The sequence below is a fragment of the Sandarakinorhabdus glacialis genome (genome assembly GCF_014643455.1).
GTDB lineage: Bacteria > Pseudomonadota > Alphaproteobacteria > Sphingomonadales > Sphingomonadaceae > Sandarakinorhabdus > Sandarakinorhabdus glacialis.
In genome coordinates, this window is record NZ_BMJM01000002.1 from 393050 (window position 1) to 418436 (window position 25387).

A 25387-nucleotide genomic window follows, 5' to 3' on the forward strand; every position below is an offset into this window, starting at 1 on the left:
CTCATTGCAGTACCAAAGAAAAAAGCGACAAGATTGCCCCTAAAAGACCACCTACTGCGGCAGCATTAGAGAGGCCGCCCCATCCAAATTTGTTGACGGCTAGACGAGCTTTTTGCGTCCATAGGCCTACATCGCTAAGGTCTCTCAGATCCTCAAACTCCCACCGATGTTCGTATTTGTACTTCAGAAAGTCGGATTCTGAGTGGTTAATACTCCATTTCTGAAGAACTGAGCTATAACGACGCACAAAATCTGGCGCGTCTTTATCGGCTTGCTCCAGCAGAAGCGCATTACCTTCCCGTCTCAACTCATTAATATCGAGGGCACAACGATGCATTTGCTAAGCGTTGACTGCATCGTTATTTGAAAAGTGTCGCATGCTGACGACAAGAAGAAATATTGACGCCACTATCGAAAAGAACCCGACGACTTTTGAATATTCCTGAGCAATCTGAAAAACGAAGCTAGAAATGGATAGACAAATTAAAATCGCCGATATAACAGCCTGAAGAATACTTGCGTACTGGTCTTTGCGTTTTAATCGAGATGCAGCGTTGAATCGCGAGCCGGCCGTCACCTTCATGTCTCGGTCCAAGTTGGTCCATCTAGACATTTATCAGTAAACCCGCGCCTTCGGCTTGATATACTCGATCTCGTCGGTCAGCGTATAGGCGTGCACCGGTCGCTGCGCCAATTCGACACCGCCATCGCGGAACCAGCCCAGCGAATGCTTCATGAAATTCTCGTCGTCGCGGTTCGGATAATCCTCATGCATATGCGCGCCGCGGCTCTCGTGCCGCGCCTTCGCAATATGTATCGTCAGCACTGCCTGCCCGACCATGTTGTCGAGTTCGAGCGTCTCGATCAAATCGGTGTTGAACACCAATGACCGATCCTGGATGCCGATATCCGCCATCCGCTGGTAAACAGCGTCGATCTTGTGTGTACCTTCTTCCAGCACTTCGGCAGTCCGGAACACCGCCGCATTGGTCTGCATCGTCTTCTGCATCGCCAACCGGATTTCCGCCGTCCCCGAAGCACCCTTGGAATGCCGGAACCCGTCGAGCCGCCCAATCGCAAAATCATCGGCAACCGAGTTCACCACCGCATGCGGCGTCCCCGGCTTCAACGTCTCGCCGATCCGGTGCGCCGTCGCGCGCCCGAACACCACCAGATCGATCAGCGAATTCGACCCAAGCCGGTTCGCCCCATGCACCGAGACGCACGCCGCCTCACCGACCGCAAACAGGCCCGGCACCACCGCATCCGGATCGCCATTCTTCAACGTCACCACTTCGCCATGATAATTGGTCGGAATGCCGCCCATATTATAATGAACCGTGGGGGTTACCGGGATCGGCTCACGCGTCACATCAACCCCGGCAAAAACTTTCGCCGTCTCCGAAATCCCCGGCAACCGCTCGTGCAGCACCGCCGGATCGATATGGTTGAGGTGGAGGTTGATATGATCCCCCTCCTTGCCGACGCCGCGGCCCTCGCGCATTTCCATCGCCATCGACCGGCTAACCACGTCGCGCGATGCCAGGTCCTTCGCCGATGGCGCATAACGCTCCATGAAACGCTCGCCGCTGGCGTTGGTCAGGTAACCGCCCTCGCCGCGCGCACCCTCGGTGATCAGCACGCCCGCGCCATAAATCCCGGTCGGATGGAACTGCACGAACTCCATGTCCTGCATCGCCACACCCGCCCGGATCGCCATGCCGCCGCCATCGCCCGTTGAGGTATGCGCCGACGTTGCCGAGAAATAGCAGCGCCCATATCCGCCGGTCGCCAGCACCGTCTTGTGGCTGCGAAACCGGTGGATCGAGCCGTCGTCCATGTTGATCGCGATTACGCCTCGGCACTCGCCATCGACCATGATCAGGTCGATCGCGAAATATTCGATATAAAAGTCCGTCGCATACTTCAGGCTCTGTTGGTAAAGCGCGTGCAGCATGGCATGGCCGGTCCGATCAGCCGCGGCACACGTCCGCTGCGCCGGTGGCCCAGCCCCCATATTCTGCATCATGCCGCCGAACGGCCGCTGGTATATCCGCCCCGCTTCGGTCCGAGAAAACGGCACCCCGAAATGCTCGAGCTCGTAAACCGCCGCCGGTGCCTCGCGGCACAGATATTCGATCGCATCCTGGTCGCCAAGCCAGTCCGACCCCTTGACGGTGTCGTACATGTGCCACGTCCAATGGTCGGGCCCCATGTTGCCCAGCGACGCGGCGATCCCGCCCTGCGCCGCCACGGTGTGCGACCGCGTCGGAAACACCTTGGTAATGCACGCCGTCTTCAACCCGGCCTCGGCGATGCCCATCGCAGCCCTGAGCCCCGACCCACCGGCGCCAACCACCACGGCATCATAGACATGATCGATAATCTGGTAACTCGCCGCCATCTAAGCTGCTCCAAGCGCGATCTTGAGCACGGCGAAAACCGCCGCCGCACCGCCCGCCAACGCGTAAAAATTCAATGCCAGCATCGCCAATATGCGCAACCGGCCATGCACATAGTCTTCGATGAAGACCTGCACACCCAGGCGGAAATGCCAGAATACCGAGACGATGAGCAGCAGCATTGGCACCGCAGCGACAGGCTGCCGCAGCCACGCCGTGACGCTCGAATAATCAAGCGATGGCAACGCCACGAGCGAGTAAATGAACCACAGCATCAACACGATGTTCGCCACCGCGGTCACCCGCTGCAGCCACCAGTGATGGACGCCGTCCTTCGCCGCCCCCAACCCGCGAACGCGGCCCAGATCGGTTCCGGCACCCATGCTCAAAACCCCTTGTAAAGATAGATGGCGACCCAGGTCAAGATCGTCGCCATCACCGAGGCCACCAGCGTCGCCGTCGCCAGCGTCTTGCTCGTCGTGATCTCGAGGCCCTCGCCGGTATCCATCACCAGGTGGCGGATACCCGAGAACAGATGCTGGAAAAACACCCAGGTAAACCCGATGCCGACCAATTTCCCGAACCACCCGGTCGCCACGTTTCCGAATACCCCATACGCGTCGGGACCGCTCGCCGCGGCAATCAGCCACCACAGGAACAGCACCACGGCACCCAGCGCCATGGCGTTGCCGGTGATGCGATGCAGGATCGAGACAATCGCATGCACCTGCCATTTCCAGATGGTCATGTGCGGCGACAGCGGTCGCGGCGAAATCGGACGGCCGGCCATGTGTTCCTCGATCTCCGGGTTGATGATTGCGGCGTTTTAGGCCTTCATCGCCCGAGCGCAACCTCTCATCGCAGTGTAACACGCTGTTGCGAACCAATCGCGCATCCCGGAGCGCATCTCGCCCACTGCGGCGCAGCAATACCGGGCTCAGCGCTTCGCCAGCCGCGTCAACGCGTCACCGTCGACCCGCATGCCCGTCCACTCATCCTGCGACCGCGCACCGAGTGCATGATAAAAGCCGATCGCCGGCGCGTTCCAGTCGAGCACCTGCCATTCGAACCGCGCATAACCCCGGTCCATCGCCACGCCAGCCAGGTGCACCAGCAACGACTTGCCCACGCCCAAACCGCGCGCCGAAGGCCGCACGAACAGGTCCTCGAGATACAGCCCAGCCCTGCCCTCCCAAGTCGAAAACGACGGAAAGAACAACGCCATCCCCACCGCGGCGCCGTCCACTTCGGCAATCACCGCCTCCGCAACCGGCCGCGCCCCGAATAGCGCCGCATGCAGGTCACTCTCCCCGGCCTTCACCGCATCCGGTTCACGCTCATATTCGGCAAGCTCGCGGACAAGCTGCAAGATCGTCGGGACATCGGCGGGGGCTGCGGTACGGATCATGCGCGCAATGAGCATCCGCCCCGCCGAAAAGCAATCACCGACATTACGCCCTTCAAGATTAGGACGGCGCTTTCCTTCCTACTCCGCCGCAATTGCCGCCAACTCGGCCGCAGCCTTGACCGCATCGAGCTCCGCCGCCTTCTTCTCGACCAGCATCACGATATGATCGACCATCTTCTCACTCTCGATCACGTGATCGGTAATCCCCGACAAAAACACCATGTGCCGGCCATTTCCGCCCCCGGTCAGCCCGATATCCGTCTCGCGCGCCTCGCCCGGCCCATTGACCACGCACCCCAGCACCGACAGCGACAGCGGCGTCGTGATATGCGCCAGCCGCGTCTCGAGCGTCTCGACGACCTTGACCACATCAAACCCCTGCCGCGCACAGCTCGGGCAAGACACCACCCGCACACCCCGCGCCCGGATCCCGAGCGATTTCAGCAGATGATAGCCGACCTTGACCTCCTCCACCGGATCCGCCGACAGCGAAACCCGGATCGTATCGCCGATCCCGGACCACAGCAGCATGCCCAGCCCGATCGACGACTTCACCGTGCCGCCCTGCAACCCGCCCGCCTCGGTAATCCCCAGGTGCAGCGGATAATCGCAAACCTCGGCCAGGCCATTATACGCCGCCACCGCCAGGAACACGTCCGACGCCTTCACCGAGATCTTGAACTCGTGAAAATCCTCGTCCTGCAGCATTTTCATATGCTCGAGCGCGCTCTCGACCAGCGCCTCAGGGCAAGGTTCGCCGTATTTCTCGAGCAAATGCTTTTCCAGGGACCCGGCATTCACCCCGATCCGGATCGAACAGCCGTTATTCTTCGCCGCGCTGACGATCTCCTTCACCCGCACCTGCGACCCGATATTGCCCGGGTTGATCCGCAAACAAGCCGCCCCCGCATCCGCCGCCTCGAGTCCGCGCTTATAATGGAAATGGATATCCGCCACGATCGGCACATTCACCGCTCGCACGATGGTCTTCAACGCCGCCGTCGACTCCACATCGGGGCACGACACCCGCACGATATCGGCGCCGACTTCCTCGCAACGCCGGATCTGGTCGATCGTCGCAATCGGGTCGGACGTCAGCGTGTTGGTCATCGTCTGCACGGCAATCGGCGCGTCGCCACCGACCGGCACCTTGCCGACCATGATCTGCCGGGATTTGCGGCGCGAAATATCACGCCAGGGTCGAACGCTCATGCACGGCTCCTGATATTGCCGCCGCTATACAGCCGGCGCCGCAATGCTCCAAGCCACGTTACGACGCCCCCCAAACGCCGCCACTTGCGCCACACCGGCCCGATCACCCGCACCGTCCACCAGATCAGCAAGCCGGTCACCGCCAGCAACACCGCCGCCAGCGCCGCCGCCCAATCCGGATGCGCGAACACCAGCCACAGCCCGCCCGCCGTCGCCCCGTCCTCGGCCACCGATGCCATCACATTGCTCACCGGTTCGGGCGACCCGTTGATCACCGCCCGTGTTCCCGCCTTCGCCGTATGCGCCGCCAGCGCAGCCCCGCCGCCGAGCAACACCGTCACCACCGCCAGCACGCCATCGTCGGGCGACACCACCGCCATCGCCAGCAGGGCACCGCCCACCGGCCGCACCAGCGTATGCACCGCATCCCAGGCACTATCCAGCCACGCCACCTTGTCCGCCAGGAACTCCGCCAACGTGCCGGTTGCGGCAATCCCCAGCACCCACCAGTTGCCGAGCACTTCAAGCCCCGCCAACTCCCCTGGCAGCCCGAACGGCCCGAACCGCACCGCCAGCCCCGCCGCCAGCACCGCCGCATACAGCCGCCAACCCGCCAGTAAGCTCAGGCTGGCAGCAATTCCGATGATTTCGACTGCGGTCATTGCGCCAGCATCACACAATCGCTCCCCCTTATCCAGAGAGTGTGCAGTCTCGCCCCGCCGTGCCTATAACCCGGCAATGACCAGCATCCCCGCCGCCACCGTCCTCCTGCTCCGCGATTCGGCCTCCGGCCCCGAAGTCCTCATGGTCAAGCGCGGCGAAAACCTCGCCTTCGCCGGCGGTGCGATGGTCTTTCCCGGCGGCCGCGTCGATCCCGCCGATATCGTCACCGCCCGCAGCCCCGACCTTGCGCTCAATTTCGACAGTCTCGACGACATCGACGCCGCCGCGCGCGTCGCCTGCGCCCGCGAAGCCCTTGAAGAAACCGGCGTCCTGCTCACCATCGGCGAGCCCGCCGACCCGATCGCCCTCGCCCACGCCCGCGCGCAACTCGCCGCAGGTCCCGACGCCGACGAGGCCGCCACCTTCGCCGCGATGATCGCCGCGCTCGGCCACCGCGTCGACGCCGAACGCTTCATCCCCTTCGCCCGCTGGGAGCCACCCGCCGCCGCGCCAATCAAGCGCCGCTTCGACACGCATTTCTACGTCGCGGATGCCGGCAACACCGCCAGCGCCCACATCTCGCCCGACGGCAACGAAGCCGTCGCCATCCACTGGACGACCGCCGCCGCCGCACTCGCCGCCGAAGCCGCCGGCAACACGGCGCTGGTTTTCCCGACCAAGTGCAACCTGCAACGCCTCGCCCAGTACGATAGCGTCGCCGCCATCCTCACCGCAGCCGCCGCCCGCCCCGCCCCGTTCATCCAGCCCGAAATCGTCGACCGCGAAGGCGTCATGTGGCTGACCATCCCGCTCGGCTGCGACTATCCGATCACCGAGGACCGCCTCGAAAACCTGCGCCGCGAATAATCAAGGCCGTCCCCCCACGACTCCGTCCCGACTTTATCCGAGTGATTGCAGCGCTTGCCGCCGTAGTGCATCCGACCGACCAATAAGGGACCGTTCCATGCGCATCATCCTCGCCATCGCCGCGACCTTCGCCATTGCCACCGCGACCGGCAGCGTGGCCTTCTACGCCGCCAACGCGCAAACCCCGCCTGCCCCAGCCGCGCCTCCCAGCTATGGCGATGCCATGGCCAAGCTGAAAGCTGCCGACATCAACACCGACGGCAAATGGGACAAGCCCGAATGGCTCGCCGCCGGCCGCCGCGACCGCGGCTTCGATTTCATCGACACCGACAAGGACGGCTTCGTCACCGAAGAAGAACTCAAGGCCGGCATGGACAAAATGGCCGCCCGCCGCCCGGGCTGATCCCGGCGGCTCCAGGTTCGCGCAATACTTAAAGCCCCCCGCTCAACGCCTTGATCTCATGGTTTAATATCCGGTCGTTGTCCGAATAGTCCACCGGACAATCGATCAACTGCACCCCCTTCGCCGCCAGGCATTCCGCCAGCAGCCCCGGCAGCATCGCCGCACTCGTCACCCGATGCCCCGCCGCCCCATAGCTCTCCGCGTATTTCACGAAATCCGGGTTGCCGTAACTCAGCCCCCAATCCTCGAACCCCATGATCGCCTGCTTCCAGCGGATCATCCCATAGCTGTTGTCGTTGAGCACCAGCACGGTCAGGTTCAGCCCCAGCCGCACCGCCGTCTCCATCTCCTGGCTGTTCATCATGAACCCGCCATCGCCGCAGATCGCCATCACCTTGCGCTCGGGATAGACCATCGCCGAAGCCATCGCGCTCGGCAGCCCCGCCCCCATCGACGCCAGCGCATTGTCGAGCAGCACCGTATTCGCCTGATGCGCCATGTAGTTACGCGCAAACCAGATCTTGTAGATCCCGTTATCGAGCGCAATGATCCCGTCATCAGGCATCACTTTCCGCACCTGGTCGACCAGATATTGCGGATAGATCGGCCACCGCATATCCCCCACAGCCGCCTCGCGGTGCGCCACCTCCGCCGCCCGCGCCGCCAGCATCCCCGAGCACGCCCAATGGGCCTGCGGCGTGACTGCCTCGCTCATCTGCCACACCGCATTGGCAATATCGCCGATCACCTCCACCTGCGGAAAATACACGGGGTCCACTTCCGCCGTCCGGTTCGACACGTGAACGACCATCGCACCCCCCGTCTTCATGAAGAACGGCGGCTTCTCGATCACATCATGCCCGATATTGACGATCACATCCGCCTTGCCGATCGCCGCATGGACGAAATCCCCCGACGACAGCGCCGCACAGCCGACGAACTTCGGATGCCGCTCGTCGATGACCCCCTTGCCCAGCTGCGTCGTCAGGAACGGTATCCCGGTCTTGTCGATCAACCGCTCGAGCATCCGCGACGTCATCGTCCGGTTCGCCCCCGCCCCGAACACGAAAATCGGCGCCCGCGCGCTCTCGATAACCCGCACCGCCTCGGCGATCGCTTTGCCGTCGGGCACTGGCCGCCGCACGAAACTCGGCGGGATCGGCACTGAATCCGCGTCGTCCGAAGCAATATCCTCCGGCAATTCAAGGTGCGTCGCCCCCGGCTTCTCCTCCTGCGCCAACCGTATCGCCTCGCGCACCCGAGCCGGAATATTGTCCGCACTCGCCAGCTGGTGGGTAAACTTGGTAATCGGCCGCATCATGTCGACCACGTCCAGTATCTGGAACCGGCCCTGCTTCGATCGCTTGATCGGCTTCTGCCCGGTAATCATCAGCATCGGCATTCCGCCCAGATTGGCATAGGCCGCCGCCGTCACCAGGTTGGTCGCCCCCGGCCCCAGCGTCGCCAGGCACACGCCCGCCTTGCCGGTATGCCGCCCATAAGTTGCCGCCATGAACCCGGCGCCCTGCTCGTGCCGCGTCAAGATCAGCTTGATCGAGACCGACCGCGACAGGCTGTCGAGAAAGTCGAGGTTCTCCTCCCCCGGCACACCGAACACATATTCGACGCCCTCGCCCTCGAGGCATTGCACCAGCAGATCCGAGGCCTTGGTCATTCGCGCTGCATCCCGCCCAACCGGTCACCACAGTGCCGACCGGCAACCGTAAACGCAATCAACCGTCGAGTTTCGCCTTCACGCCATCGGCCCATTTCTCGCCGGCATCGCCGCCCCACAGCAGCCACGCCACATACCCGGCCGAAGGGTCGTCGTTGTCGCCCCACTCGTGAGCCTTGGCGTCCTTGTCGACGACGTGCCGCTTGAAATAGCTGCTGATCGCGGCAATGTCCGCGTCGCTGCATTCCCGCCGCGCCTTCAACTGCTCGGCGCGCTTCACCCCGACATCGGTCCCGCCGCGCTTGAACTTCGCCCGCAGTTCGAGCCCGAGCGCCGCCGCATCGGCGACCGCCTTGGGCGGCACATGGCCCGCCATCTACTTCGCCTTCTTCAGCGAACCCGGCTTGTGGATCGCCTCGCCGCCCTTCTCGGACTTGACCACATATTGCGGCTCCTCCTTCGAAGCCTTGGCAACATGGCCCTTAACCTTCGCCTCGCCGGTGATCTTCCTGACCACCTTGCCCTTCGAATGCCCTCCCGACGAATCCCATTCGACCGCGTCGCCGGCCTTCAGATCCTTGCCTGCCATCGTGCGCTCTCCTTCGAGCCCACAATCCAGATCGCAAACCCCGAGTTCCCGCGGCGAAACGCCCTACTGCATATACCAGCCGTGCGAGACGACGATTGACTGCCCCGTCAGCGCATTCGTCGGGAACCCGGCCAGGAACACCGCCGTCCGCGCCACGTCGTCGACCGTCGTAAACTCTCCATCGACGGTTTCCTTGAGCATCACCGTCTTGATGACATCATCCTCGCTCAGCCCGAGCGCCTTGGCCTGCTCGGGAATCTGCTTGTCAACCAATGGCGTCCGCACAAACCCCGGGCAGATCACATTCGCCCGCACGCCGTGCTTGGCGCCTTCCTTGGCGACGACCTTGCACAGCCCGATCAGGCCGTGCTTCGCCGTCACATAAGCCGACTTCAGCACCGAAGCCTCTTTCGAATGCACCGATCCCATATAGATGATGCTGCCACCGCGTCCCTGCGCATACATGTGCTTGATGCACGCCCTGGTCGTCAAAAACGCCCCGTCGAGGTGGATCGCCAGCATCTTCTGCCAGTCGCAAAACGCGTAGTCCTCGATCGGTGCAACGATCTGGATCCCGGCATTCGACACCAGGATATCGATCCCGCCGAACTTTGCCGCCACTGCCGCAATCCCTGCATCGACCTCGGCTTCGCTGGTGACATTCATCGCCACCCCCATCGCCCGCTCGCCCGTCGGATCGAACTCGAGCGCCGTGGCATTGGCTCCCTCGATGTTCAAATCGGCAATCGCCACCTTCGCCCCCTCAGCCAGGAACTGCCTGGCAATATCCTTGCCAATCCCACTCGCCGCCCCGGTAACAACCGCAACCTTGTCCCGCAAAATCATCACAAATCCTTTTGTCTTCTATCTTCCGTCACCCCGGCGAAGGCCGGGGCCCATCTCCCACCCTTCCCGAGAAACACCACCACTCCACACTCACAACCCCATAAAAACGCACCACCCACACCCCCGCCCCTAGATAACTCAAATTTCACCCCCACTCCCCCGCGCCCCCAAATCCTCCCGCGTCAAATCATACACCACAGTCCCCATCTGCATCGGTTGGCTCAGCCACCCCGCATCATGGATCGTCTGTTCGACATCCGCCCGCCCCGAAAGCCAATGCTCCGCCATCGTCGCCCGGCTGAATTCATAATCCTTGGCCTGCCCCTCCCAGGCCTTGTCGCGATAGATCAGCTGCGCCACCGCCACCCGGTTCTCGCGCGCCACCTCGGCCAGCAACCGCACTTCCTCGGTATCGCGCAATTCCGCCGGCAATTTCGCCACCAGCGCATGAAACGCCGTCCGCGCCCGGTTCAGCTTCAGATTGGCGTCGGTATTCTGCCGCGTCCGGCTCGAAAAGCGGATATCCTTGACCCGCTCCTCGGCCTCCGAAATCGTTTGCGGCATCGGGCCACGGGCTGGAAACAGATCGACCTGGAAGATCATCAGGTCGCTGTCGTTCTCGATCTCGAGCACATAATCGAGCGGCGTGTTCGAAACCAGGCCGCCATCCCACCAATATTCGCCGTCTATCTCGATCGGCGGAAACCCCGGCGGCAGCGCTCCCGACGCCATGATATGCTCGGGCCCGATCCGGTCGGTCCGCGTGTCGAAATAGCGGAAATTGCCGGTCTCGACATTCACCGCTCCCACCGACAGCCGTACCGGACCATTGTTGAGCAGGTCCCAGTCAACCAGCCGTTCCAGCGTCGCGCGCAGCGGCGCCGTGTCGTAATACCCCAATGGCCCCTTCAGCCACGGCACCACCGGCGGCCACATCGGCTTGAAAAACCCCGGCGCTCCTTGCGACATCGTCATCGCCGCCGCCACCTGGTTCCATTGCCGGCGCACTCCGTCACCCAGCTCGGGTGCCGCCGCCGTCACCCCCGATGTCACCAACTTCCAGAACTCGGTCAATCGCGGCACCCGCAGTTCGGGCGCATTGCCCGCGATCAGCGCCGCATTGATCGCTCCAATCGAAATTCCCGCCACCCAGTCCGGGCAGTTCGGCTTCCTGCAAGGCCTCGAATACCCCCGCCTGGTAGCTGCCCAACGCGCCGCCACCCTGCAGCACCAGCACGCGGTGGGCATGAACGGCATGGTCCTGGTCAAGTTTCGACATTGGCTGCTCCCGCATCTCGCAAGCGCAGCATTAGCCCATCGCGGTCCTCAGCAACAGGCCGGCGTCCTATTTCGGGAACAGCAACGTCACCACGAAGCGTCCCGCAAACCCGTGCGCCGAGCCCTCGTTGCTAACGACATAAGATCGCAAGACGCCACCGGATTGGACAAGTTTCAACGCCAGCGCCGAGGCATCGGCGGCGGCGGGGCTAGCAGCGGGTATCGCAGCGCTGGCCCCGGCTGTCGTCGCCTCCTGCGCCGCGGCGGGGACCGCTGTCACCAGTGCGCCCGCCGAATCGCCAAAAGAAGCCGCTTCGCCATCATGTAAAGCCCCGGTCGTTCGTTCCGCAGGCAACATGACAGTTTTCAGGCGCGGCAATCACCTGAATTCGGGCGATCCTATTCGGTCTTCAGCAGTTCTACATCAAAGATCAGCGTCGCGCCCGGCGGAATATCGCCGCCGGCGCCGCGCTCGCCATAGCCCGCCGAAGCCGGGATGATCAGCGTGCGCTTGCCACCGACTTTCATGCCGGCAACGCCATCGTCCCAGCCCTGGATAACCCGGCCACCACCGAGCGGAAACGCAAACGGATCGCCGCGATCGAGCGACGAATCGAACTTCTTGCCGCGATTGCCCTTGGCGCCTTCGCTGAACAGCCAGCCGGTGTAATGCACCGTTACATACTGGCCGGGCATCGCCTCGGCGCCCTTGCCGACCTTGGTATCGATCACGCTGACGCCGCTCGGCAGCATGACCGGCGCGGGCGCTGCATCGCTGGCGGTGGCTGCGACAACGGCTGCCGCGGCAACCAGGGGTATGATGGGATTCAACTCGTCTCTCCTGTCGTCCGGCAAACCGAGCCGGCGCTTGAAAAATGCAATAGTCGCAGTTTCGGCTTCTTTACCAGGGCCGGTGTCCGGAAGATGAATGGTCAGCACCGAATGCGGCGCCATCCCCGTCCCCGGCCGCGCGTCCTTGTCCTCGAGCTCGATCTCCTCGAAACGCGCGCCGAACTCTCGGGCGTAGCGCGCGAACCGCGCATCGGGCACAAAGCTGTCGGACTTGAACCGCAGCCCGAGCAAGCTCAAATCCTCGCTTTCGAACCGCGCCCGCGCGCACGAGATCTCGGCCGGTGACACATCGATCTCGCCGCGCTTGCCGCCCCGCAGCGGCAGCGACGGCTGCGACAGCACCGGCGCAATCACGCTCGGCTCGGTCATCATCGCCAGCGCAAAGCCGCCGGTGAAACACATGCCGATCGCCCCGACCCCCGGCCCGCCGCACTCGGCATGGGCATGCCGCGCCAACGCCCGCAACCAATCGACGATCGGCTCGACTTGCCGCCGCTCCAGGTATGAAACTCGCGCCGCACACAGATATTGAGCGCGATCTGCTGGACCGCATACCCCTTGCTCATCGGCTTGCCCGGCGTCCCGAACAGGCTCGGCATGAACACCGTCATCCCCGCCGCCACCAGCCGGTCGGCAAAATCGACCACCAGCGGATGCAGCCCCGGCACTTCATGAATGACGATCACCGCCGGCCCGGTCCCGCGCCGATATACCGGCCGCGTATAAGGATCGGCGGTAAAATTACTTAGCGCATAGTCCGCCAGCGACATCACAGCCTCCTTATGACGGCCTGACCCTATAGCCCGGCTACAAGGCGTACAACATGCGAAAAGGAAGTGGTGGGCCCAGCGGGATTCGAACCCGCGACCTAGCGCTTAAAAGGCGCGCGCTCTACCGATTGAGCTATGGGCCCGCACGTCAAACAACGTGGAAGCGGCCTTTAGGACGCATCGCTCGCGCGCGCAACTGTCTCGCTGTCACCCCCAGCAACGGATGCCGCCAATCGGGCGCAATTTCCACCAGCGGATCGAGCACGAAGCGCCGCTCGGCCATCCGCGGATGCGGCACCTGCAGCCCCCGCCCCTTCACCACCGCAGCCCCGGCCCCGATGATATCGAGGTCGAGCACCCTGTCCCCCCAGCGCCGTCCACCCCGCCGCCCGAAATCCCGCTCGACCGATTTCAGCACGGCCAACACCGCCGCCAGCGACAATTCGCTCCGCACCGCCACCGCGGCATTGGCAAACCGCCGCCCCCCAGGCCCCATCGGCGCCGTCGGCCTGATCCGCGACATCAGGACCACCTCCAGCCCGCGCGACGTCAGTTCCGCCATCGTCGCCCGCACCACGCCCTCGGGTGCGCCGTGCCGCCGATGCCGCCGGTTCGATCCGAGTGCGATGAGAATATTTGCCGTCATGTCCCCGGCTGGCTACACGCTGGCCCGATGGAAATCGACCAATCTCCCATAATCTCCGGTTCCGAGGTGCAAACGACCCCGTCACCGCCCCTCGAACCATGGCCGAACTACCGTCCACAACCCGGCGACGCCCCCCGCGATTGCCCGCTTTGCCCGCGTTTGGCCGAATTCCGCGCCGAATCCATCACCCGCAACCCCGGCTGGTGGAACGCCCCGGTCCCCGGTTTCGGCGACCCCGACGCCTGGCTCGCCATCACCGGCCTCGCTCCCGGCATGCAGGGTGCCAACCGCACCGGCCGACCTTTCACAGGTGACTGGGCCGGCATCCTGCTGTTCGACACGCTTGCGAAATTCGGCTTCAGCTCAGGCACTTACGACGCCCGTAGCGACGACGGCCTGCAACTCCACGGCACGTTCATCACCAACGCCGTCCGCTGCGTCCCGCCGCAGAACAAGCCCCTCCCCACCGAAATCCACACCTGCCGCCCGTTCCTCGTCGAGCGCCTCAAGACCCTGCCCAACCTCAAGGTCGTCATCGCCCTCGGCCAGATCGCCCACCAGTCGACAATCAAGGCGCTCGGCGGCAAGCTCCCGAAATATCCCTTCGGCCACAACAACTTGCATCGCATGCCATCTGGCCTTATCCTCATCGATAGCTATCATTGCAGCCGCTACAACACCAACACCGGCCGCCTCACCGCCGCAATGTTCGAAGCCGTCTTCGAAAGCGCCCTCGAGCACCAATGACCTTCCAAGTTGTTGATCTGCAACAGGGAACCGCCGACTGGCTACGCTGGCGCCACGACGGTATCGGCGCCTCCGACGCTGCCGCCCTGATGAGCGAAAATCCCTGGCGCACCCCCCAGGCGCTCTTCGCCGAAAAAGTCGCCCCGCCGCGCTACGGCTACACCCGCCCCAAACGCCAGGCCCCGGTAATCGCAGACCTTTTCGGCACCCCGCCGCCACCCCGCGACACCGGCCTCGAAGCCCAGGCCCGCCGCCTCTACATCGCCGCCCACGGTAGCAACGTCACCCCCACCTGCCTCGTCTCGACGACCCACGACTGGCAGCGCGCCAGCCTCGACGGCATCGACCTCGCCGCCGCCCGCGCCCTTGAAATCAAATGCGGATCAGCGACTTACGCCGAAGTCGCCCGCACCGGTCGCGTCCCCGGCCACTATATCGGCCAGCTCCAACAAACCCTCGCCGTCACCGGCTATCTCAGCATCGATTTCTGGGTCTGGCACCCCGGCCGGCCGCCCCTGCTCGTCCCCGAGCACCGCGACGAGATCTACATCGACCGCCTCACCGCCACCGGCGCCAAGTTCTGGGCCCGTGTTCTCGCCGCGCGTCAGATATCGACCGCCAACCGGCCATAAAGATCCGGCCGCCGATCGCGGAAAAACCCGAACGCCGCGCGATGTTTCGCAACAAGATCAAGGTTGAACGTCGCAATCACCCCGCCCACATCGCTGTCGCCCAGCTCCGCAACGATATCCCCGCGCTGGTCGGCGATAAAGCTCGTCCCGTAAAACGCCTGCTCGTGCGGCGTCCCCGCCTCCTCGACGCCGAAGCGATTGCAAGCCACCACCGGCACCACGTTCGACACCGCATGGCCCTGCATCGCCCGCCGCCACATCCGCCGCGTATCGAGGCTCGGATCATGCGGCTCCGAACCGATCGCCGTCGGGTACATCAGCACCTCGGCACCCATCAACATCATCGCCCGCGCCGTCTCGGGATACCATTGATCCCAGCAGATCCCGACGCCGATCACGCCCAGCCGCGTCGGCCACACCTTGAAGCCGGTATTCCCGGGCCGAAAATAGAATTTCTCCTCATACCCCGGCCCGTCCGGAATATGGCTCTTGCGGTAAACGCCCATGATGTTCCCACCATCGTCGATCATCGCCAGGCTGTTGTAATGATGCGGGCCATCGCGCTCGAAGAAGCTCGTCGGGATGAACGTCTTCGTCTCGAGAGCAACCTCCTGCATCGCCGCCACCGCCGGATGCTTGTCCAACGGCAACGCATTGGCAAACAGGCTCTCGTCCTCATGCCGGCAGAAATAATGCCCCTCGAACAGCTCGGGCGGCAAGATCACCTGCGCCCCCGCACCCGCCGCGCCGCGCACTGCCGCCGCCGTCGCCGCAATATCGGCATCGCGCTCACCCGTGAACGAAAGCTGCAACCCGGCAACGGTGATCTGGCGCATTCGATGTGATCCTCAGGCCGGCTGCTGCTGCGTAATGCAGTGAAAGCTTCCGCCACCCGTCAAAATATGGTCCGCTCGCAGACCGATACAATCCCGCCCCGGAAACAGCGTCCCGATCGCCTTTACCGCCGCCTCGTCCGAAGCCCCACCATACGTCGGCACCACCACGACCGTATTCGCGATATAAAAATTCATATGGCTCGCCGGCACGATCTCGCCGTCGCGCTCGATCCGCCCCGCCGATGGCACCCCGAACACCGTCAGCCCGAAATCCCGCGCTCGCTCGTGCGCATCACGCAGCACATCGCGATTGGGATCGTCCGCCTCCGGCACCGGCAACGCCAGCACCCCCGGCGCCACGAACCGCGCCAGATTGTCGACATGCCCGTCGGTATGATCGTTCGCCAACCCCTCGCCAAGCCACAGCACCCGGTCGATACCCAGGTCGCGCCGCAAATGCGATTCGACCTCCGCCCGGTCCATCTTCGGGTTCCGATTGGGGTTGAGCAAACACTGCTCGGTGGTCACCGCCAGCCCCGTCCCGTCGCAGTCGATCGCGCCGCCCTCGAGCACCCAGCCATGCCGCGCCAACGGCACCCCGGCCGCACCGGCGACAAACGCCGCCACGCCATCATCGCCCGGCAGGTCGTACTTGCCGCCCCAGCCATTGAAGCGAAACCCCGCCGCCGCCGCCCCGACCGGCGACTGCATGAACAACGGCCCGGTATCCCTCAGCCAGATATCGCCGAAACCATAATCGTGGAACCCGACATCGACCCCCGCCAGCATCTCGCGCGCCGTCGCCATCGCGGTTTCGTTGGCCACCAGCAACTCGACCCGCTCACCCGCCGCGATCGCCCGCACCATCGCCGCAACCTCGGCCTGCGCCGGCGCCAGATCGTCTTCCCACAAGTCCGCCGCACTCGGAAATGCCGTCCAGGTGGCGCTATGCAGCATCCATTCCGCCGGCTGCCGCGCCGTCATTTCGCACCCGCGCGTGACGCATCACGGATCGCCCGAAACTCGCTATCCGGCAGCCAGTTCGGCCACCCGCCGCCATCCGCAAGCGTCCGCCCCAGCTGCTCGTACAGCGTCAGATCCTCGACCGCCCCGGACCAGTCCCACCCGGCCTCATACTCGTCCGAAGGCTGGTGATACCGCTTCGCCACATAATCCGCGCCGACCGTCGCCGCCGTCCCCGCCGGCTTGCCGACCAATTCCCCGCCGCTACCGGCATCGAGCATCGGCACGCCCAGTTTTGCAAAGCTGAAGTGATCCGACCGGAAATAATAGCCCTTCTCCGGACTGTCCTCGGCACGCAGCGTGCGCCCCTGTGCCTTGGCCAGCGCCACCGCCATCGGCTCCAGCTCGGACTTCCCGGCCCCCGCAATCGTCAACCCGTCCATCCGCCCCATCACGTTAAGGCTGTCCATGTTGACCCCGCCCACGGTCTTTCCCAGCATATAGACGGGATTCTCGGCATACCAGCGCGACCCGAGCAGCCCCGATTCCTCCGCCGTCACCGCCAGGAACAGCACCGATCGCGCGGGTTTCTTGCCCTTCGCAGAATCCTCGGCAATCGCCAGCAACCCGGCAATCCCCGACGCATTATCGACCGCGCCGTTGCAGATATCATCGCCGGTCGCATCGGCGGCACATCGCCCCAGATGATCCCAATGCGCCGAATACAGCACGACCTCATCGGGCTTGCTCGCCCCGCGCACGATCCCCAGCACATTCTTCGACGCCGACCGCGTGATCTTGTTGTCGAGCACAGCCGACGCCGTCAGCTTCGTCTCGACAGCCTTGAATCCCTTCACCTTCGCCGCCGCCGTCAAAGCCGCCAGGTCCAGCCCCGCCGTCGCAAACACGCGCGCCGCCGCCGGCTTGGTCATCCAGCCCTCGACGCCAACCCGCTTCATCCCCTTGTCGGGCAAATCGAGATCGATCTTCGGCGCCAACGCCGTCGAGGTAATCACGGTAAACGGATACGCCGCCGGCTCGGTATCATGCACGATGATCGCCGCCGCCGCGCCCTGCCGCATCGCCTCCTCGTACTTGTACGAATAACGACCATAATAGGTCATCGCCCGGCCCTCAAACAAACCGGCCGCCTTGCCTGCCGCCTTTGTCTCCCAATCCGGATCATTGACCAAAATCACCACCGTCCTGCCGCGCACATCGACGCCGGCATAATCGTTCCAGCCGCGCTCGGGCGCATTGATGCCATAGCCGACAAACACCACCGGCGCATCGGCCAGCACCTGCTGCGCCACCTGGCGCTTGGTCCAAACCACCATGTCCTTGATATAGTCGAGCGTCATCGGCGCCGTCCCGCCGGCAAAGTTCAGCGTCACCTTGGGGTCCACGGTAATCGACGCCAGCGGCACATCCTGCGTCCAGCTCGTCCCATTGCCCGGCTTCAACCCGATCGCCTTCATCCGCTCGGTGATATACGCGACGGTCTTGACTTCGCCCGCCGTCCCCGGCGCCCGTCCCTCGAAACCATCGTCGGACAACGCCTTGGTGTCGCGCTTCAACTGCTCCACCGACACCGCCGCAGCCGGCGCAGGTGACATCAGGCTGGCTGACGCGGTGGAAAGCAGCAGGGCAACAGTGGCAAGAATCTTCATGCCAAGTGATTGCCAGCCCCGCCCCCCCAACGCAACGCCGATCTACTCCACCACCGATGCGACGCACCCCAACAAGGATTTCGCCAAAAGGATTTCGTCATGCTGAACTCGTTTCAGCATCCACCGCCCCGCAAACCCGCCCTCCCCAACCGCGCACGACCTGTCACTAGAACTGTCATCCCGGGCTCGACCCGGGACCCAGCTACATCTCTGCAACGCAAGGAAACCCCATCCGAATCAGGTCGTATCGAACGACGAGCCTCCGGCGGCTGGGGCCGCAGGTTCCAGGCCCCAGTTCATCTTTCCGCGAGAAAACATTTTCAGCAAAATTCATGGGAAGCGGACATCCAGCTATTGATCACCACGGTGGGGAGACCGGACGTTCTGCTGATCACAATTAGATAGGGCCAGAGCACCTCGCCCCTGCGGCACTTCGTGAACGTGCCATCTGGTAGACAGCTTTTTCACAACATCATCCGCGAACAGCTTCGCGGCTCAAAATCATTTCCGTTAATCCCTATCGCGATCTGTTGAGCGGGCAGACCCAGGTTACCGGCACCGAAGCTAAATTCGCTTCCTCTATGTGCCGAAATATTCACGGCGCGGTCGTTTACAGGTACGTTCTTGTTACCCGCTGCCAAAGATCGCAACTCGTTTCCAGTTTGACCACTCCGGTCAGTAAATTCCATCCGGTATTCCTGTGCCATTTCATTCATCAAGCCGGTGAAGGCAGGAATCTCCTGAGTGCCTGCAAGGCAAAACTGAGCCACTCTGAAAGGGTGTTTTCCTTCGGAGCATCCGCCCATGAAAGCGGCTGTGACAGCACGCGCAATTAAAGGGCGAACGGTAGCTGAACTCACTTCAATCCGCTCCCTCATGTCTGTTTTGGGGAATGATCTACCGAGCCAGGAAAGTCCACAACTGGGCAGAAGCGATCGTTGAGTTTGTCAACGATCGCCGAAAGAAATAAGATCTGGCCCGCGGCCTCAGCCGCCGGAGACCCTTGAACTTGCCCTGCAGGCTCGATCGCTCCGAGTGTCGATCCAGTCCTAATCCTCGACCTGCGCCGCGCCCTTGAAATTCTGCGCCACCACATACCACTCGCTCGAACCCTTGCGGCTCGCCGGCGGCTTGACATGCTTCACCGTCGTGAACGCCGTCTTCAGCGCCCCCGTCAGCGCGCCGTCACCGCCGCCCGCCAGAACCTTGGCGACAAACGTCCCGCCCGGCCGCAGCAACCGCGTCGCCATGTCGAGCCCCGCCTCGATCAACCCCATGGTGCGCAAATGATCGGTCGCCTGGTGCCCCACCGTATTGGCCGCCATGTCGGACAGCACGATATCGGCCCGGCCGCCCAGCGCCTCGAGCAACATCGCCTCGGTATCGTCGTCGAGAATATCCTTCTCGAACAATATCACCCCGGCAATCGGCTCGATCGCCAGCAGGTCGATCCCCACCACCTTCGCCCGCGGCCGCCGCTCGAGCACCACCTGGCACCAGCCACCCGGCGCCGCCCCCAGGTCGACGACCCGTTCAACCTGTCCAAGCAGCGAAAACTGTTCATCCAGTTCCTTCAACTTGAACGCCGACCGGCTCCGATACCCCGCCGCCCGCGCCGCCGCGACATACGGGTCGTTCAAATGCCGTTCGAGCCAACGGTTCGACGACGCCGTCCGCCGCTTGGCGGTCTTCACCCGCACCTTGCCGCCGCGCGAGCGTCCGCCCGTCCCACCGGGACCAGAGCCTCCGCCGCCGCTTTTCCCGCCGCTACCCGTCACCGTCATTTACCAATCGCCCAGACACCGTCGCGGCCCATCAAGGTCCGCAAAATTCCCTCGCGGATGCCCCGGTCGGCCACCCGCACTTCACCCGCCGGCCAGCGCGCGAGGATCGCATCGAGAATGGCGCACCCCGCCACGATCAATTCGGCGCGGTCCGGCCCGATGCACGCCAGCCGCGCGCGCTCCTGCACGCTCTGCCGCGCAATCTTGCGGCACAGCGCCAGCAGCGGCCCGGCGCCCAGCGCACAGCCATCGACCTGCCGCCGGTCATATCCCGGCAACCCCATCTCGACACTTGCCAGCGTGGTGATCGTCCCCGACGTGCCCAGCAGCTGCACCTCGCCGACCCCGCGCGCCGCCAGCCTCTGCGCAAAACTCTCGACCATCGGCGTCACTCGCTCGATCATCCGCGCATAGGCCAGCTCGCGGTCCTCGGCGCTCGCCCATTGCGGCTCGGTCTCGGCCAGCGACACCACGCCCCAGGGCAGGCTGACCCAATCGATGATCTCGGGCTCGCCGCCGTTGACGCTGCCCGGTGCCACCAGCATCAATTCGCTCGATCCGCCGCCGATATCGAACACCAGCGCCGGCGGCCCATCTGCCTCGATCAGCATATGGCAGCCCAGCACCGCCAGTCGCGCCTCCTCGCGCGCGCTGATCACATCGAGCGCGATCCCCGTCTCGGCAAACACCCGCTCGACGAATCGCGCCCCGTTGGACGCCCGCCGGCAGGCCTCGGTCGCCACGTTCCGCGTCAGCCGCACATCGCGCCGCGCCAGCTTCTCCGAACACGCCGACAGCGCCGCGACCGTCCGGTCCATCGCCGCATCCGAAAGCCGCCCGGCTTCCATCAATCCCTCGCCCAGCCGCACGACGCGCGAATAAGCGTCGACGATAACGAACCCCTGCGGCCCCGGCCGAGCGATCAGCAACCGACAGTTGTTGGTGCCCAGGTCGAGCGCGCCATAGGTCCGGCCCCGTCGCAGCACCGGGACCCGCGCCGCAAACGCACGATGCCGACCTTCAACGGCCCTGCCCTGCGCCTCGGTCGCGGCGTCGACGCCCGCGGTGGTGCCGCCAATGGCACCATTATCGGCAAGGGCCGACATTTCAGACATCATCCCATTCACTTCACCGATACCCGCAACAGGGAACCGGAACCTGTCGACAAGGCTAGTGCGTGTCGCCCCCCTTGGCAAATCGCCCGGCCCGCGACATCCGGATTGACTTCACCCGCAACCCTGCCTAGACGCCCCTTTCGCGCCGGCGAGTGGCAATTGCCCTGTCGTCTAACGGTAAGACAACAGACTCTGACTCTGTTTATCGAGGTTCGAATCCTCGCGGGGCATCCAGCCTCCCGGCGCGCTCAAAACCCTAATTGCAAGCACAATCGCACTGCTGAGGCCGGGAGTTCGATCCTCCCTTGCTCCACCAAAGTCCACATAATCCCGAAACGAATTAACTTCCGCAAAGGAACCGTTACGCCGCTGCGGCATTTGAACCGCACCCGGGGCAATCACGGGCCTGTCGATCGACCGCTTCTGGTCCGGCAGCAATCAACCGGCTGCATTGCCCGGAAAACAGCGGAGACTAACCATGTTGCTCAACATCATCATCACTCTGATCATCGTCGGTGTCCTGCTTTGGCTGATCAACACCTACCTGCCAATGGATGCCAAGATCAAAAGCATCCTCAACATCGTCGTCGTGATCGCGGTGATCATCTATCTCGTCCGCTTGCTGGGCCTGATCTAACCCTGTTTCCCGCGCCTGGTAACAGGCGCCGCGACACCGCCGCCCTTGCTGCCCCCGCGCAGCAAGGGCAAAGGTGCGTCCCGTGACCGACACCGCCCTCCTCGCCATCATCGCTGCGCAAGTCACCGCGATCGTAATCCTCCGCTACTTCGCGACCTCCGGCGGCTTCGCCTGGCTCACCGCCCGCCGCGGCATAACCGCCGGCCCCCGCGACGAAGTCCGCCGCCGCAAGCAGGTCGCCGCCGAGATCCGCTGGTCGCTCACCGCCGCCATCATCTACGGCATCCCCGCCGGCCTCATGCTCGGCGCCTGGCACCTCTTCGGCCTCACCCGCATCACCACCGCGATCACCCCCGCCGCCGTCCTCTGGTGGCTCCCCAACATCGCCCTCTACCTCTTCGTCCACGACACCTGGTTCTACTGGACCCACCGCGCGATGCACGCCCCTGCCCTGTTCAAGCGCGTTCACGCCGTCCACCACGCTTCCAAGCCCCCCACCGCCTGGGCCGCGATGAGCTTCCACCCTTGGGAATCGCTCTCCGGAGCCCTCCTCATCCCCGCCCTCGCCTTCCTGATCCCCATCCACGTCAGCGCCCTCGCCGTCGTCCTCACCATCGCTACGGTAATGGGCGTCACCAACCACATGGGCTGGGAGATGTTCCCCCAGCGCTGGGTAAACGGCTGGTTCGGCCGCCACGTCATCACCGCCAGCCACCACGAGAACCACCACCAGCGCTACACCTGCAACTACGGGCTCTACTTCCGCTTCTGGGACCAATTCTGCGGCACCGACAAAGGCCTGGCCCGCTTTCCCTCCCCCTAGAGGGGGGAGGTCGAGAGACGGCCCTTCGGCCGGCCCGGGTGGGGGTGTCGCCCCTCGCCAATAAAAGCCAAGTTGACCCCACCCCCCAACCTCCTACAATACGCCTAAGACCCCGGGGGGCCGGCAAAACCGGCTGAGAGGCAGCTAACAAGCGCTGCGACCCGCTGAACCTGATCCGGTTAACCCCGGCGTAGGGAGGGCGCGGCCACCAGCCCGCACTCCCCCCATGTGGAGCGCATAAAATGGCCGACATCAATTCCAAGATCGAAATGCCCGTCACCACGGGCCCCCTCCCCGGCAGCCGCAAGATCCACATCCAGGGCAGTCTCCACCCCGATATCCGCGTCGCCATGCGCGAAGTCGCCCTCGAGCCGACCGCCAAGGAACCCCCCGTCCGCATCTACGACACCAGCGGCCCCTACACCGACGCAACCGCCAGCATCGACATCGCCGCCGGCCTGCCCGCCTTCCGCACCCCCTGGATCGAAGCCCGCGGCGACGTCGAGCGCTACCCCGGCCGCGACGTCCGCCCCGAGGACAATGGGATTTTTGGGGGCATCTCCGGCGGCAAGCAGCAACCCGACGTCCCCATGTTCCCCCACGTCAACGCCATGCCCTGGCGCGCCAAGCCGGGCCTCGCGGTAACCCAGATCGCCTACGCCCGCCGCGGCATCATCACCCCGGAAATGGAATACGTCGCCATCCGCGAAAACATCGGCCGCGCCCACATCGCCGGCCAGATCCGCGACGGCGAGGACTTCGGCGCCAGCATCCCCGATTATGTCACCCCGGAATTCGTCCGCGACGAGATCGCCCGCGGCCGCGCCATCATCCCCTCGAACATCAACCATCCCGAAGCCGAGCCCATGGCCATCGGCCGCAACTTCCTCGTAAAAATCAACGCCAACATCGGCAACTCCGCCGTCGCCAGCAGCGTCGCCGAGGAAGTCGAAAAAATGGTCTGGGCCACCCGCTGGGGCGCCGACAACGTCATGGACCTGTCCACCGGCCGCAACATCCACAACACCCGCGAATGGATCCTGCGCAACTCCCCCGTCCCGATCGGCACCGTCCCCATCTACCAGGCGCTCGAAAAGGTCGGCGGCATCGCCGAGGACCTCAACTGGGCGATCTACCGCGACACCCTCATCGAGCAAGCCGAGCAGGGCGTCGACTATTTCACCATCCACGCCGGCGTCCGCCTCGCCTATGTCCCGATGACCGCCAACCGCGTCACCGGCATCGTTTCCCGCGGCGGCAGCATCCTCGCCAAATGGTGCCTCAGCCACCACAAGGAGAATTTCCTCTACACCCACTTCGAGGAAATCTGCGAGATCATGCGCGCCTATGACGTCAGCTTCTCCTTGGGCGACGGCCTCCGCCCCGGCAGCATCGCCGACGCCAACGACCGCGCCCAGTTCGCCGAGCTCGAAACCCTCGGCGAGCTCACCCAGATCGCCTGGAAGCACGACTGCCAGGTCATGATCGAAGGCCCCGGCCACGTGCCCATGCACAAGATCAAGGTCAACATGACCAAGCAGCTCGAAACCTGCGGCGAGGCGCCCTTCTACACATTGGGGCCGCTGACCACCGACATCGCCCCCGGCTACGACCACATCACCAGCGGCATCGGCGCCGCGATGATCGGCTGGTTCGGCTGCGCCATGCTCTGCTACGTCACGCCAAAGGAGCACCTCGGCCTCCCCGACCGCGACGACGTCAAGGTCGGCGTCATCACCTACAAACTAGCCGCCCACGCCGCCGACCTCGCCAAGGGCCACCCCGCCGCCCAGCTCCGCGACGACGCCCTCAGCCGCGCAAGGTTCGACTTCCGCTGGCGCGACCAGTTCAACCTCTCGCTCGACCCCGAGACTGCGCTGAAATACCACGACGAAACCCTGCCTGCCGAAGGCGCCAAGGTCGCCCACTTCTGCAGCATGTGCGGCCCCAAATTCTGCAGCATGAAGATCACCCAGGACGTCCGCGACTACGCCGCCAAGCAAAACACAGAATCAATGCTAGAAGCCGGAATGGCCGAAAAGAGCGCCGAATTCCGAGCCAAAGGCAGCGAAATCTACCTCCCCACCCTCTAACCTCTGCTCCCCTCCCTTCTTCAAGGGAGGGGCTGGGGGGTGGGTGAGTCTTCCGGCAGATCTGTGTCCTCCGGGAAAGCACACTTCCCCCTCCCTACTTCTAGGGAGGGGCGGGGGAGGGTATGTCCAGCCAAGCCAAACCCCACCAGCAATAGCCCCTCTCCCCTTGCGGGAGAGGGCGACTCGCCCCTTCGGCGAGCGGGGTGAGGGGTGGGCGCAAACTGAGGCTCCGGCAGCCGGGGTGCAAACTCCTGAGCCCGACTTCCTTCTCCCCTGAACAAATTATCGACAACTTGCGACGTCAACTGACACACCGATCAATTAATAAGTCTATCGAATTGTTGACGTAGCAAACCCCAGTAATTAAAGTTGTAATTACTCACCCCCTTGCCAAACCGGGCTGTCCGTGATTCATCCTTTCCATGAATCGCGAGGATCTTGAGGGGCTTACGAAACCTGAGTTGATTGATCTGGTG

The 25387-nt window shown here is 63.9% G+C and carries 28 protein-coding genes, 2 tRNA genes, 1 pseudogene and 1 riboswitch; of the genes and pseudogenes, 8 read left to right on the forward strand and 23 right to left on the reverse strand.

Features of this window, described 5'->3' with window-relative positions; genetic code table 11:
• Nucleotide 1: 1 nt before the first annotated feature.
• The 7 genes and pseudogenes from IEW98_RS16335 to IEW98_RS04765 all read right to left on the reverse strand — a co-directional run bounded on the left by IEW98_RS16335 (nt 2) and on the right by IEW98_RS04765 (nt 5684).
• Nucleotides 2-613 (reverse strand): annotated as a pseudogene (locus tag IEW98_RS16335) (SLATT domain-containing protein).
• A 3-nt stretch (nt 614-616) separates the two neighbouring features.
• The gene (gene sdhA, locus IEW98_RS04740; protein ID WP_188761763.1) at nt 617-2404 is read right to left on the reverse strand and encodes a succinate dehydrogenase flavoprotein subunit; all 1788 of its coding nucleotides are present in this window, start codon (nt 2402-2404) and stop codon (nt 617-619) included.
• Nucleotides 2405-2785 carry a succinate dehydrogenase, hydrophobic membrane anchor protein gene (gene sdhD, locus IEW98_RS04745; protein ID WP_188761764.1) on the reverse strand — a complete coding sequence of 127 codons (381 nt, stop codon included), beginning with the start codon at nt 2783-2785 and terminating at the stop codon, nt 2405-2407.
• A gap of 2 nt (nt 2786-2787) precedes the next feature.
• Nucleotides 2788-3192, reverse strand: coding sequence for a succinate dehydrogenase, cytochrome b556 subunit (gene sdhC / locus IEW98_RS04750; protein WP_188761765.1), 405 nt, complete (start codon nt 3190-3192; stop codon nt 2788-2790).
• Between the two features lie 147 nt (nt 3193-3339).
• Nucleotides 3340-3810: a GNAT family N-acetyltransferase gene (locus IEW98_RS04755; protein ID WP_188761766.1), complete on the reverse strand. Its 471-nt coding sequence runs from the start codon at nt 3808-3810 to the stop codon at nt 3340-3342.
• Nucleotides 3811-3888: 78 nt separating this feature from the next.
• Nucleotides 3889-5022 carry a flavodoxin-dependent (E)-4-hydroxy-3-methylbut-2-enyl-diphosphate synthase gene (ispG, locus tag IEW98_RS04760; RefSeq protein WP_188761767.1) on the reverse strand — a complete coding sequence of 378 codons (1134 nt, stop codon included), beginning with the start codon at nt 5020-5022 and terminating at the stop codon, nt 3889-3891.
• Nucleotides 5019-5684: a DUF4126 domain-containing protein gene (locus IEW98_RS04765; RefSeq protein WP_188761768.1), complete on the reverse strand. Its 666-nt coding sequence runs from the start codon at nt 5682-5684 to the stop codon at nt 5019-5021. Before IEW98_RS04765 ends, ispG begins: the two co-directional genes overlap by 4 nt.
• 76 nt (nt 5685-5760) lie before the next feature.
• Between IEW98_RS04765 and IEW98_RS04770 the strand changes: the two genes are divergently transcribed.
• Both IEW98_RS04770 and IEW98_RS04775 read left to right on the forward strand, forming a co-directional pair.
• A complete protein-coding gene (locus tag IEW98_RS04770) occupies nt 5761-6552 on the forward strand; it encodes an NUDIX hydrolase (protein WP_188761769.1) in 792 nt (263 codons plus the stop codon).
• Nucleotides 6553-6649: 97 nt separating this feature from the next.
• Nucleotides 6650-6955 carry an EF-hand domain-containing protein gene (locus IEW98_RS04775; RefSeq protein ID WP_188761770.1) on the forward strand — a complete coding sequence of 102 codons (306 nt, stop codon included), beginning with the start codon at nt 6650-6652 and terminating at the stop codon, nt 6953-6955.
• Nucleotides 6956-6983: 28 nt separating this feature from the next.
• On the opposite strand, the gene IEW98_RS04780 is transcribed toward IEW98_RS04775, so the two are convergent.
• The 10 genes from IEW98_RS04780 to folK all read right to left on the reverse strand — a co-directional run bounded on the left by IEW98_RS04780 (nt 6984) and on the right by folK (nt 13611).
• Entirely contained in the window at nt 6984-8630 is a 1647-nt protein-coding gene (locus tag IEW98_RS04780; protein WP_188761771.1) for an acetolactate synthase large subunit, read from the reverse strand.
• A 58-nt stretch (nt 8631-8688) separates the two neighbouring features.
• The gene (locus tag IEW98_RS04785; RefSeq protein WP_188761772.1) at nt 8689-9006 is read right to left on the reverse strand and encodes a hypothetical protein; all 318 of its coding nucleotides are present in this window, start codon (nt 9004-9006) and stop codon (nt 8689-8691) included.
• Nucleotides 9007-9219: a hypervirulence associated TUDOR domain-containing protein gene (locus tag IEW98_RS04790; protein WP_188761773.1), complete on the reverse strand. Its 213-nt coding sequence runs from the start codon at nt 9217-9219 to the stop codon at nt 9007-9009.
• Between the two features lie 63 nt (nt 9220-9282).
• Nucleotides 9283-10065, reverse strand: coding sequence for a 3-hydroxybutyrate dehydrogenase (locus IEW98_RS04795; RefSeq protein ID WP_188761774.1), 783 nt, complete (start codon nt 10063-10065; stop codon nt 9283-9285).
• A gap of 138 nt (nt 10066-10203) precedes the next feature.
• Complete coding sequence (locus IEW98_RS04800) at nt 10204-11214, reverse strand: DUF3734 domain-containing protein (protein ID WP_207792500.1); 1011 nt, start codon at nt 11212-11214, stop codon at nt 10204-10206.
• A 196-nt stretch (nt 11215-11410) separates the two neighbouring features.
• Nucleotides 11411-11623 (reverse strand): hypothetical protein, encoded by a 213-nt coding sequence (locus IEW98_RS04805; RefSeq protein ID WP_188761775.1) that lies wholly within the window; start codon nt 11621-11623, stop codon nt 11411-11413.
• A gap of 119 nt (nt 11624-11742) precedes the next feature.
• Entirely contained in the window at nt 11743-12597 is an 855-nt protein-coding gene (locus tag IEW98_RS16340; protein WP_243450554.1) for an FKBP-type peptidyl-prolyl cis-trans isomerase, read from the reverse strand.
• Complete coding sequence (locus IEW98_RS16125) at nt 12564-12965, reverse strand: dienelactone hydrolase family protein (protein ID WP_207792501.1); 402 nt, start codon at nt 12963-12965, stop codon at nt 12564-12566. Before IEW98_RS16125 ends, IEW98_RS16340 begins: the two co-directional genes overlap by 34 nt.
• Before the next feature lie 67 nt (nt 12966-13032).
• Nucleotides 13033-13108 (reverse strand) — tRNA-Lys (locus IEW98_RS04820).
• A 5-nt stretch (nt 13109-13113) separates the two neighbouring features.
• The gene (gene folK / locus IEW98_RS04825; protein WP_188761776.1) at nt 13114-13611 is read right to left on the reverse strand and encodes a 2-amino-4-hydroxy-6-hydroxymethyldihydropteridine diphosphokinase; all 498 of its coding nucleotides are present in this window, start codon (nt 13609-13611) and stop codon (nt 13114-13116) included.
• 159 nt (nt 13612-13770) lie between these two features.
• Here folK and IEW98_RS04830 point away from each other — a divergent pair, with 159 nt between their 5' ends.
• Nucleotides 13771-14358 carry a uracil-DNA glycosylase gene (locus tag IEW98_RS04830; RefSeq protein WP_243450555.1) on the forward strand — a complete coding sequence of 196 codons (588 nt, stop codon included), beginning with the start codon at nt 13771-13773 and terminating at the stop codon, nt 14356-14358.
• Nucleotides 14355-14990 carry a lambda-exonuclease family protein gene (locus IEW98_RS04835; RefSeq protein ID WP_188761778.1) on the forward strand — a complete coding sequence of 212 codons (636 nt, stop codon included), beginning with the start codon at nt 14355-14357 and terminating at the stop codon, nt 14988-14990. The genes IEW98_RS04830 and IEW98_RS04835 overlap by 4 nt, the downstream gene beginning before the upstream one ends.
• Here the strand turns inward: IEW98_RS04835 and aguB are convergent.
• From aguB to IEW98_RS04865, 6 genes are all read right to left on the reverse strand, one after another.
• Nucleotides 14963-15826 (reverse strand): N-carbamoylputrescine amidase, encoded by an 864-nt coding sequence (gene aguB / locus IEW98_RS04840; RefSeq protein WP_188761779.1) that lies wholly within the window; start codon nt 15824-15826, stop codon nt 14963-14965. The two genes, IEW98_RS04835 and aguB, sit on opposite strands and share 28 nt — an antisense overlap.
• A 12-nt stretch (nt 15827-15838) precedes the next feature.
• Nucleotides 15839-16810 carry an agmatine deiminase family protein gene (locus IEW98_RS04845; protein ID WP_188761780.1) on the reverse strand — a complete coding sequence of 324 codons (972 nt, stop codon included), beginning with the start codon at nt 16808-16810 and terminating at the stop codon, nt 15839-15841.
• Nucleotides 16807-18459 carry a M28 family peptidase gene (locus IEW98_RS04850; protein WP_188761781.1) on the reverse strand — a complete coding sequence of 551 codons (1653 nt, stop codon included), beginning with the start codon at nt 18457-18459 and terminating at the stop codon, nt 16807-16809. Before IEW98_RS04850 ends, IEW98_RS04845 begins: the two co-directional genes overlap by 4 nt.
• 464 nt (nt 18460-18923) lie before the next feature.
• Nucleotides 18924-19319, reverse strand: coding sequence for a hypothetical protein (locus IEW98_RS04855; RefSeq protein WP_188761782.1), 396 nt, complete (start codon nt 19317-19319; stop codon nt 18924-18926).
• 189 nt (nt 19320-19508) lie between these two features.
• Nucleotides 19509-20243, reverse strand: a complete 735-nt coding sequence (locus tag IEW98_RS04860) for an RlmE family RNA methyltransferase (protein WP_188761783.1) — start codon at nt 20241-20243, stop codon at nt 19509-19511.
• Nucleotides 20240-21349 carry a Ppx/GppA phosphatase family protein gene (locus IEW98_RS04865; protein ID WP_188761784.1) on the reverse strand — a complete coding sequence of 370 codons (1110 nt, stop codon included), beginning with the start codon at nt 21347-21349 and terminating at the stop codon, nt 20240-20242. The genes IEW98_RS04860 and IEW98_RS04865 overlap by 4 nt, the downstream gene beginning before the upstream one ends.
• A gap of 169 nt (nt 21350-21518) precedes the next feature.
• Between IEW98_RS04865 and IEW98_RS04870 the strand changes: the two genes are divergently transcribed.
• From IEW98_RS04870 to thiC, 4 genes are all read left to right on the forward strand, one after another.
• Nucleotides 21519-21592: transfer RNA gene (locus IEW98_RS04870), tRNA-Gln, on the forward strand.
• 244 nt (nt 21593-21836) lie between these two features.
• Nucleotides 21837-21995 (forward strand): Thivi_2564 family membrane protein, encoded by a 159-nt coding sequence (locus tag IEW98_RS04875; RefSeq protein ID WP_188761785.1) that lies wholly within the window; start codon nt 21837-21839, stop codon nt 21993-21995.
• Between the two features lie 82 nt (nt 21996-22077).
• The gene (locus IEW98_RS04880) at nt 22078-22818 is read left to right on the forward strand and encodes a sterol desaturase family protein (RefSeq protein WP_188761786.1); all 741 of its coding nucleotides are present in this window, start codon (nt 22078-22080) and stop codon (nt 22816-22818) included.
• A gap of 103 nt (nt 22819-22921) precedes the next feature.
• Nucleotides 22922-23032: riboswitch (TPP riboswitch) on the forward strand.
• 28 nt (nt 23033-23060) lie between these two features.
• Nucleotides 23061-24911, forward strand: a complete 1851-nt coding sequence (gene thiC / locus IEW98_RS04885; RefSeq protein WP_188761787.1) for a phosphomethylpyrimidine synthase ThiC — start codon at nt 23061-23063, stop codon at nt 24909-24911.
• Nucleotides 24912-25387 lie beyond the last annotated feature (476 nt).

What these genes read in the sequence shown, in the direction of transcription:
- sdhA (WP_188761763.1), bottom strand. Translation starts at nt 2,404, where the DNA reads ATGGCGGCGAGTTACCAGATTATCGATCATGTCTATGATGCCGTGGTG.
- sdhD (WP_188761764.1), bottom strand. Translation starts at nt 2,785, where the DNA reads ATGGGTGCCGGAACCGATCTGGGCCGCGTTCGCGGGTTGGGGGCGGCG.
- sdhC (WP_188761765.1), bottom strand. Translation starts at nt 3,192, where the DNA reads ATGGCCGGCCGTCCGATTTCGCCGCGACCGCTGTCGCCGCACATGACC.
- IEW98_RS04755 (WP_188761766.1), bottom strand. Translation starts at nt 3,810, where the DNA reads ATGATCCGTACCGCAGCCCCCGCCGATGTCCCGACGATCTTGCAGCTT.
- ispG (WP_188761767.1), bottom strand. Translation starts at nt 5,022, where the DNA reads ATGAGCGTTCGACCCTGGCGTGATATTTCGCGCCGCAAATCCCGGCAG.
- IEW98_RS04765 (WP_188761768.1), bottom strand. Translation starts at nt 5,684, where the DNA reads ATGACCGCAGTCGAAATCATCGGAATTGCTGCCAGCCTGAGCTTACTG.
- IEW98_RS04770 (WP_188761769.1), top strand. Translation starts at nt 5,761, where the DNA reads ATGACCAGCATCCCCGCCGCCACCGTCCTCCTGCTCCGCGATTCGGCC.
- IEW98_RS04775 (WP_188761770.1), top strand. Translation starts at nt 6,650, where the DNA reads ATGCGCATCATCCTCGCCATCGCCGCGACCTTCGCCATTGCCACCGCG.
- IEW98_RS04780 (WP_188761771.1), bottom strand. Translation starts at nt 8,630, where the DNA reads ATGACCAAGGCCTCGGATCTGCTGGTGCAATGCCTCGAGGGCGAGGGC.
- IEW98_RS04785 (WP_188761772.1), bottom strand. Translation starts at nt 9,006, where the DNA reads ATGGCGGGCCATGTGCCGCCCAAGGCGGTCGCCGATGCGGCGGCGCTC.
- IEW98_RS04790 (WP_188761773.1), bottom strand. Translation starts at nt 9,219, where the DNA reads ATGGCAGGCAAGGATCTGAAGGCCGGCGACGCGGTCGAATGGGATTCG.
- IEW98_RS04795 (WP_188761774.1), bottom strand. Translation starts at nt 10,065, where the DNA reads ATGATTTTGCGGGACAAGGTTGCGGTTGTTACCGGGGCGGCGAGTGGG.
- IEW98_RS16340 (WP_243450554.1), bottom strand. Translation starts at nt 12,597, where the DNA reads ATGTGTTTCACCGGCGGCTTTGCGCTGGCGATGATGACCGAGCCGAGC.
- IEW98_RS16125 (WP_207792501.1), bottom strand. Translation starts at nt 12,965, where the DNA reads ATGTCGCTGGCGGACTATGCGCTAAGTAATTTTACCGCCGATCCTTAT.
- folK (WP_188761776.1), bottom strand. Translation starts at nt 13,611, where the DNA reads ATGACGGCAAATATTCTCATCGCACTCGGATCGAACCGGCGGCATCGG.
- IEW98_RS04835 (WP_188761778.1), top strand. Translation starts at nt 14,355, where the DNA reads ATGACCTTCCAAGTTGTTGATCTGCAACAGGGAACCGCCGACTGGCTA.
- aguB (WP_188761779.1), bottom strand. Translation starts at nt 15,826, where the DNA reads ATGCGCCAGATCACCGTTGCCGGGTTGCAGCTTTCGTTCACGGGTGAG.
- IEW98_RS04845 (WP_188761780.1), bottom strand. Translation starts at nt 16,810, where the DNA reads ATGACGGCGCGGCAGCCGGCGGAATGGATGCTGCATAGCGCCACCTGG.
- IEW98_RS04850 (WP_188761781.1), bottom strand. Translation starts at nt 18,459, where the DNA reads ATGAAGATTCTTGCCACTGTTGCCCTGCTGCTTTCCACCGCGTCAGCC.
- IEW98_RS04860 (WP_188761783.1), bottom strand. Translation starts at nt 20,243, where the DNA reads ATGACGGTGACGGGTAGCGGCGGGAAAAGCGGCGGCGGAGGCTCTGGT.
- IEW98_RS04865 (WP_188761784.1), bottom strand. Translation starts at nt 21,349, where the DNA reads ATGTCGGCCCTTGCCGATAATGGTGCCATTGGCGGCACCACCGCGGGC.
- IEW98_RS04875 (WP_188761785.1), top strand. Translation starts at nt 21,837, where the DNA reads ATGTTGCTCAACATCATCATCACTCTGATCATCGTCGGTGTCCTGCTT.
- thiC (WP_188761787.1), top strand. Translation starts at nt 23,061, where the DNA reads ATGGCCGACATCAATTCCAAGATCGAAATGCCCGTCACCACGGGCCCC.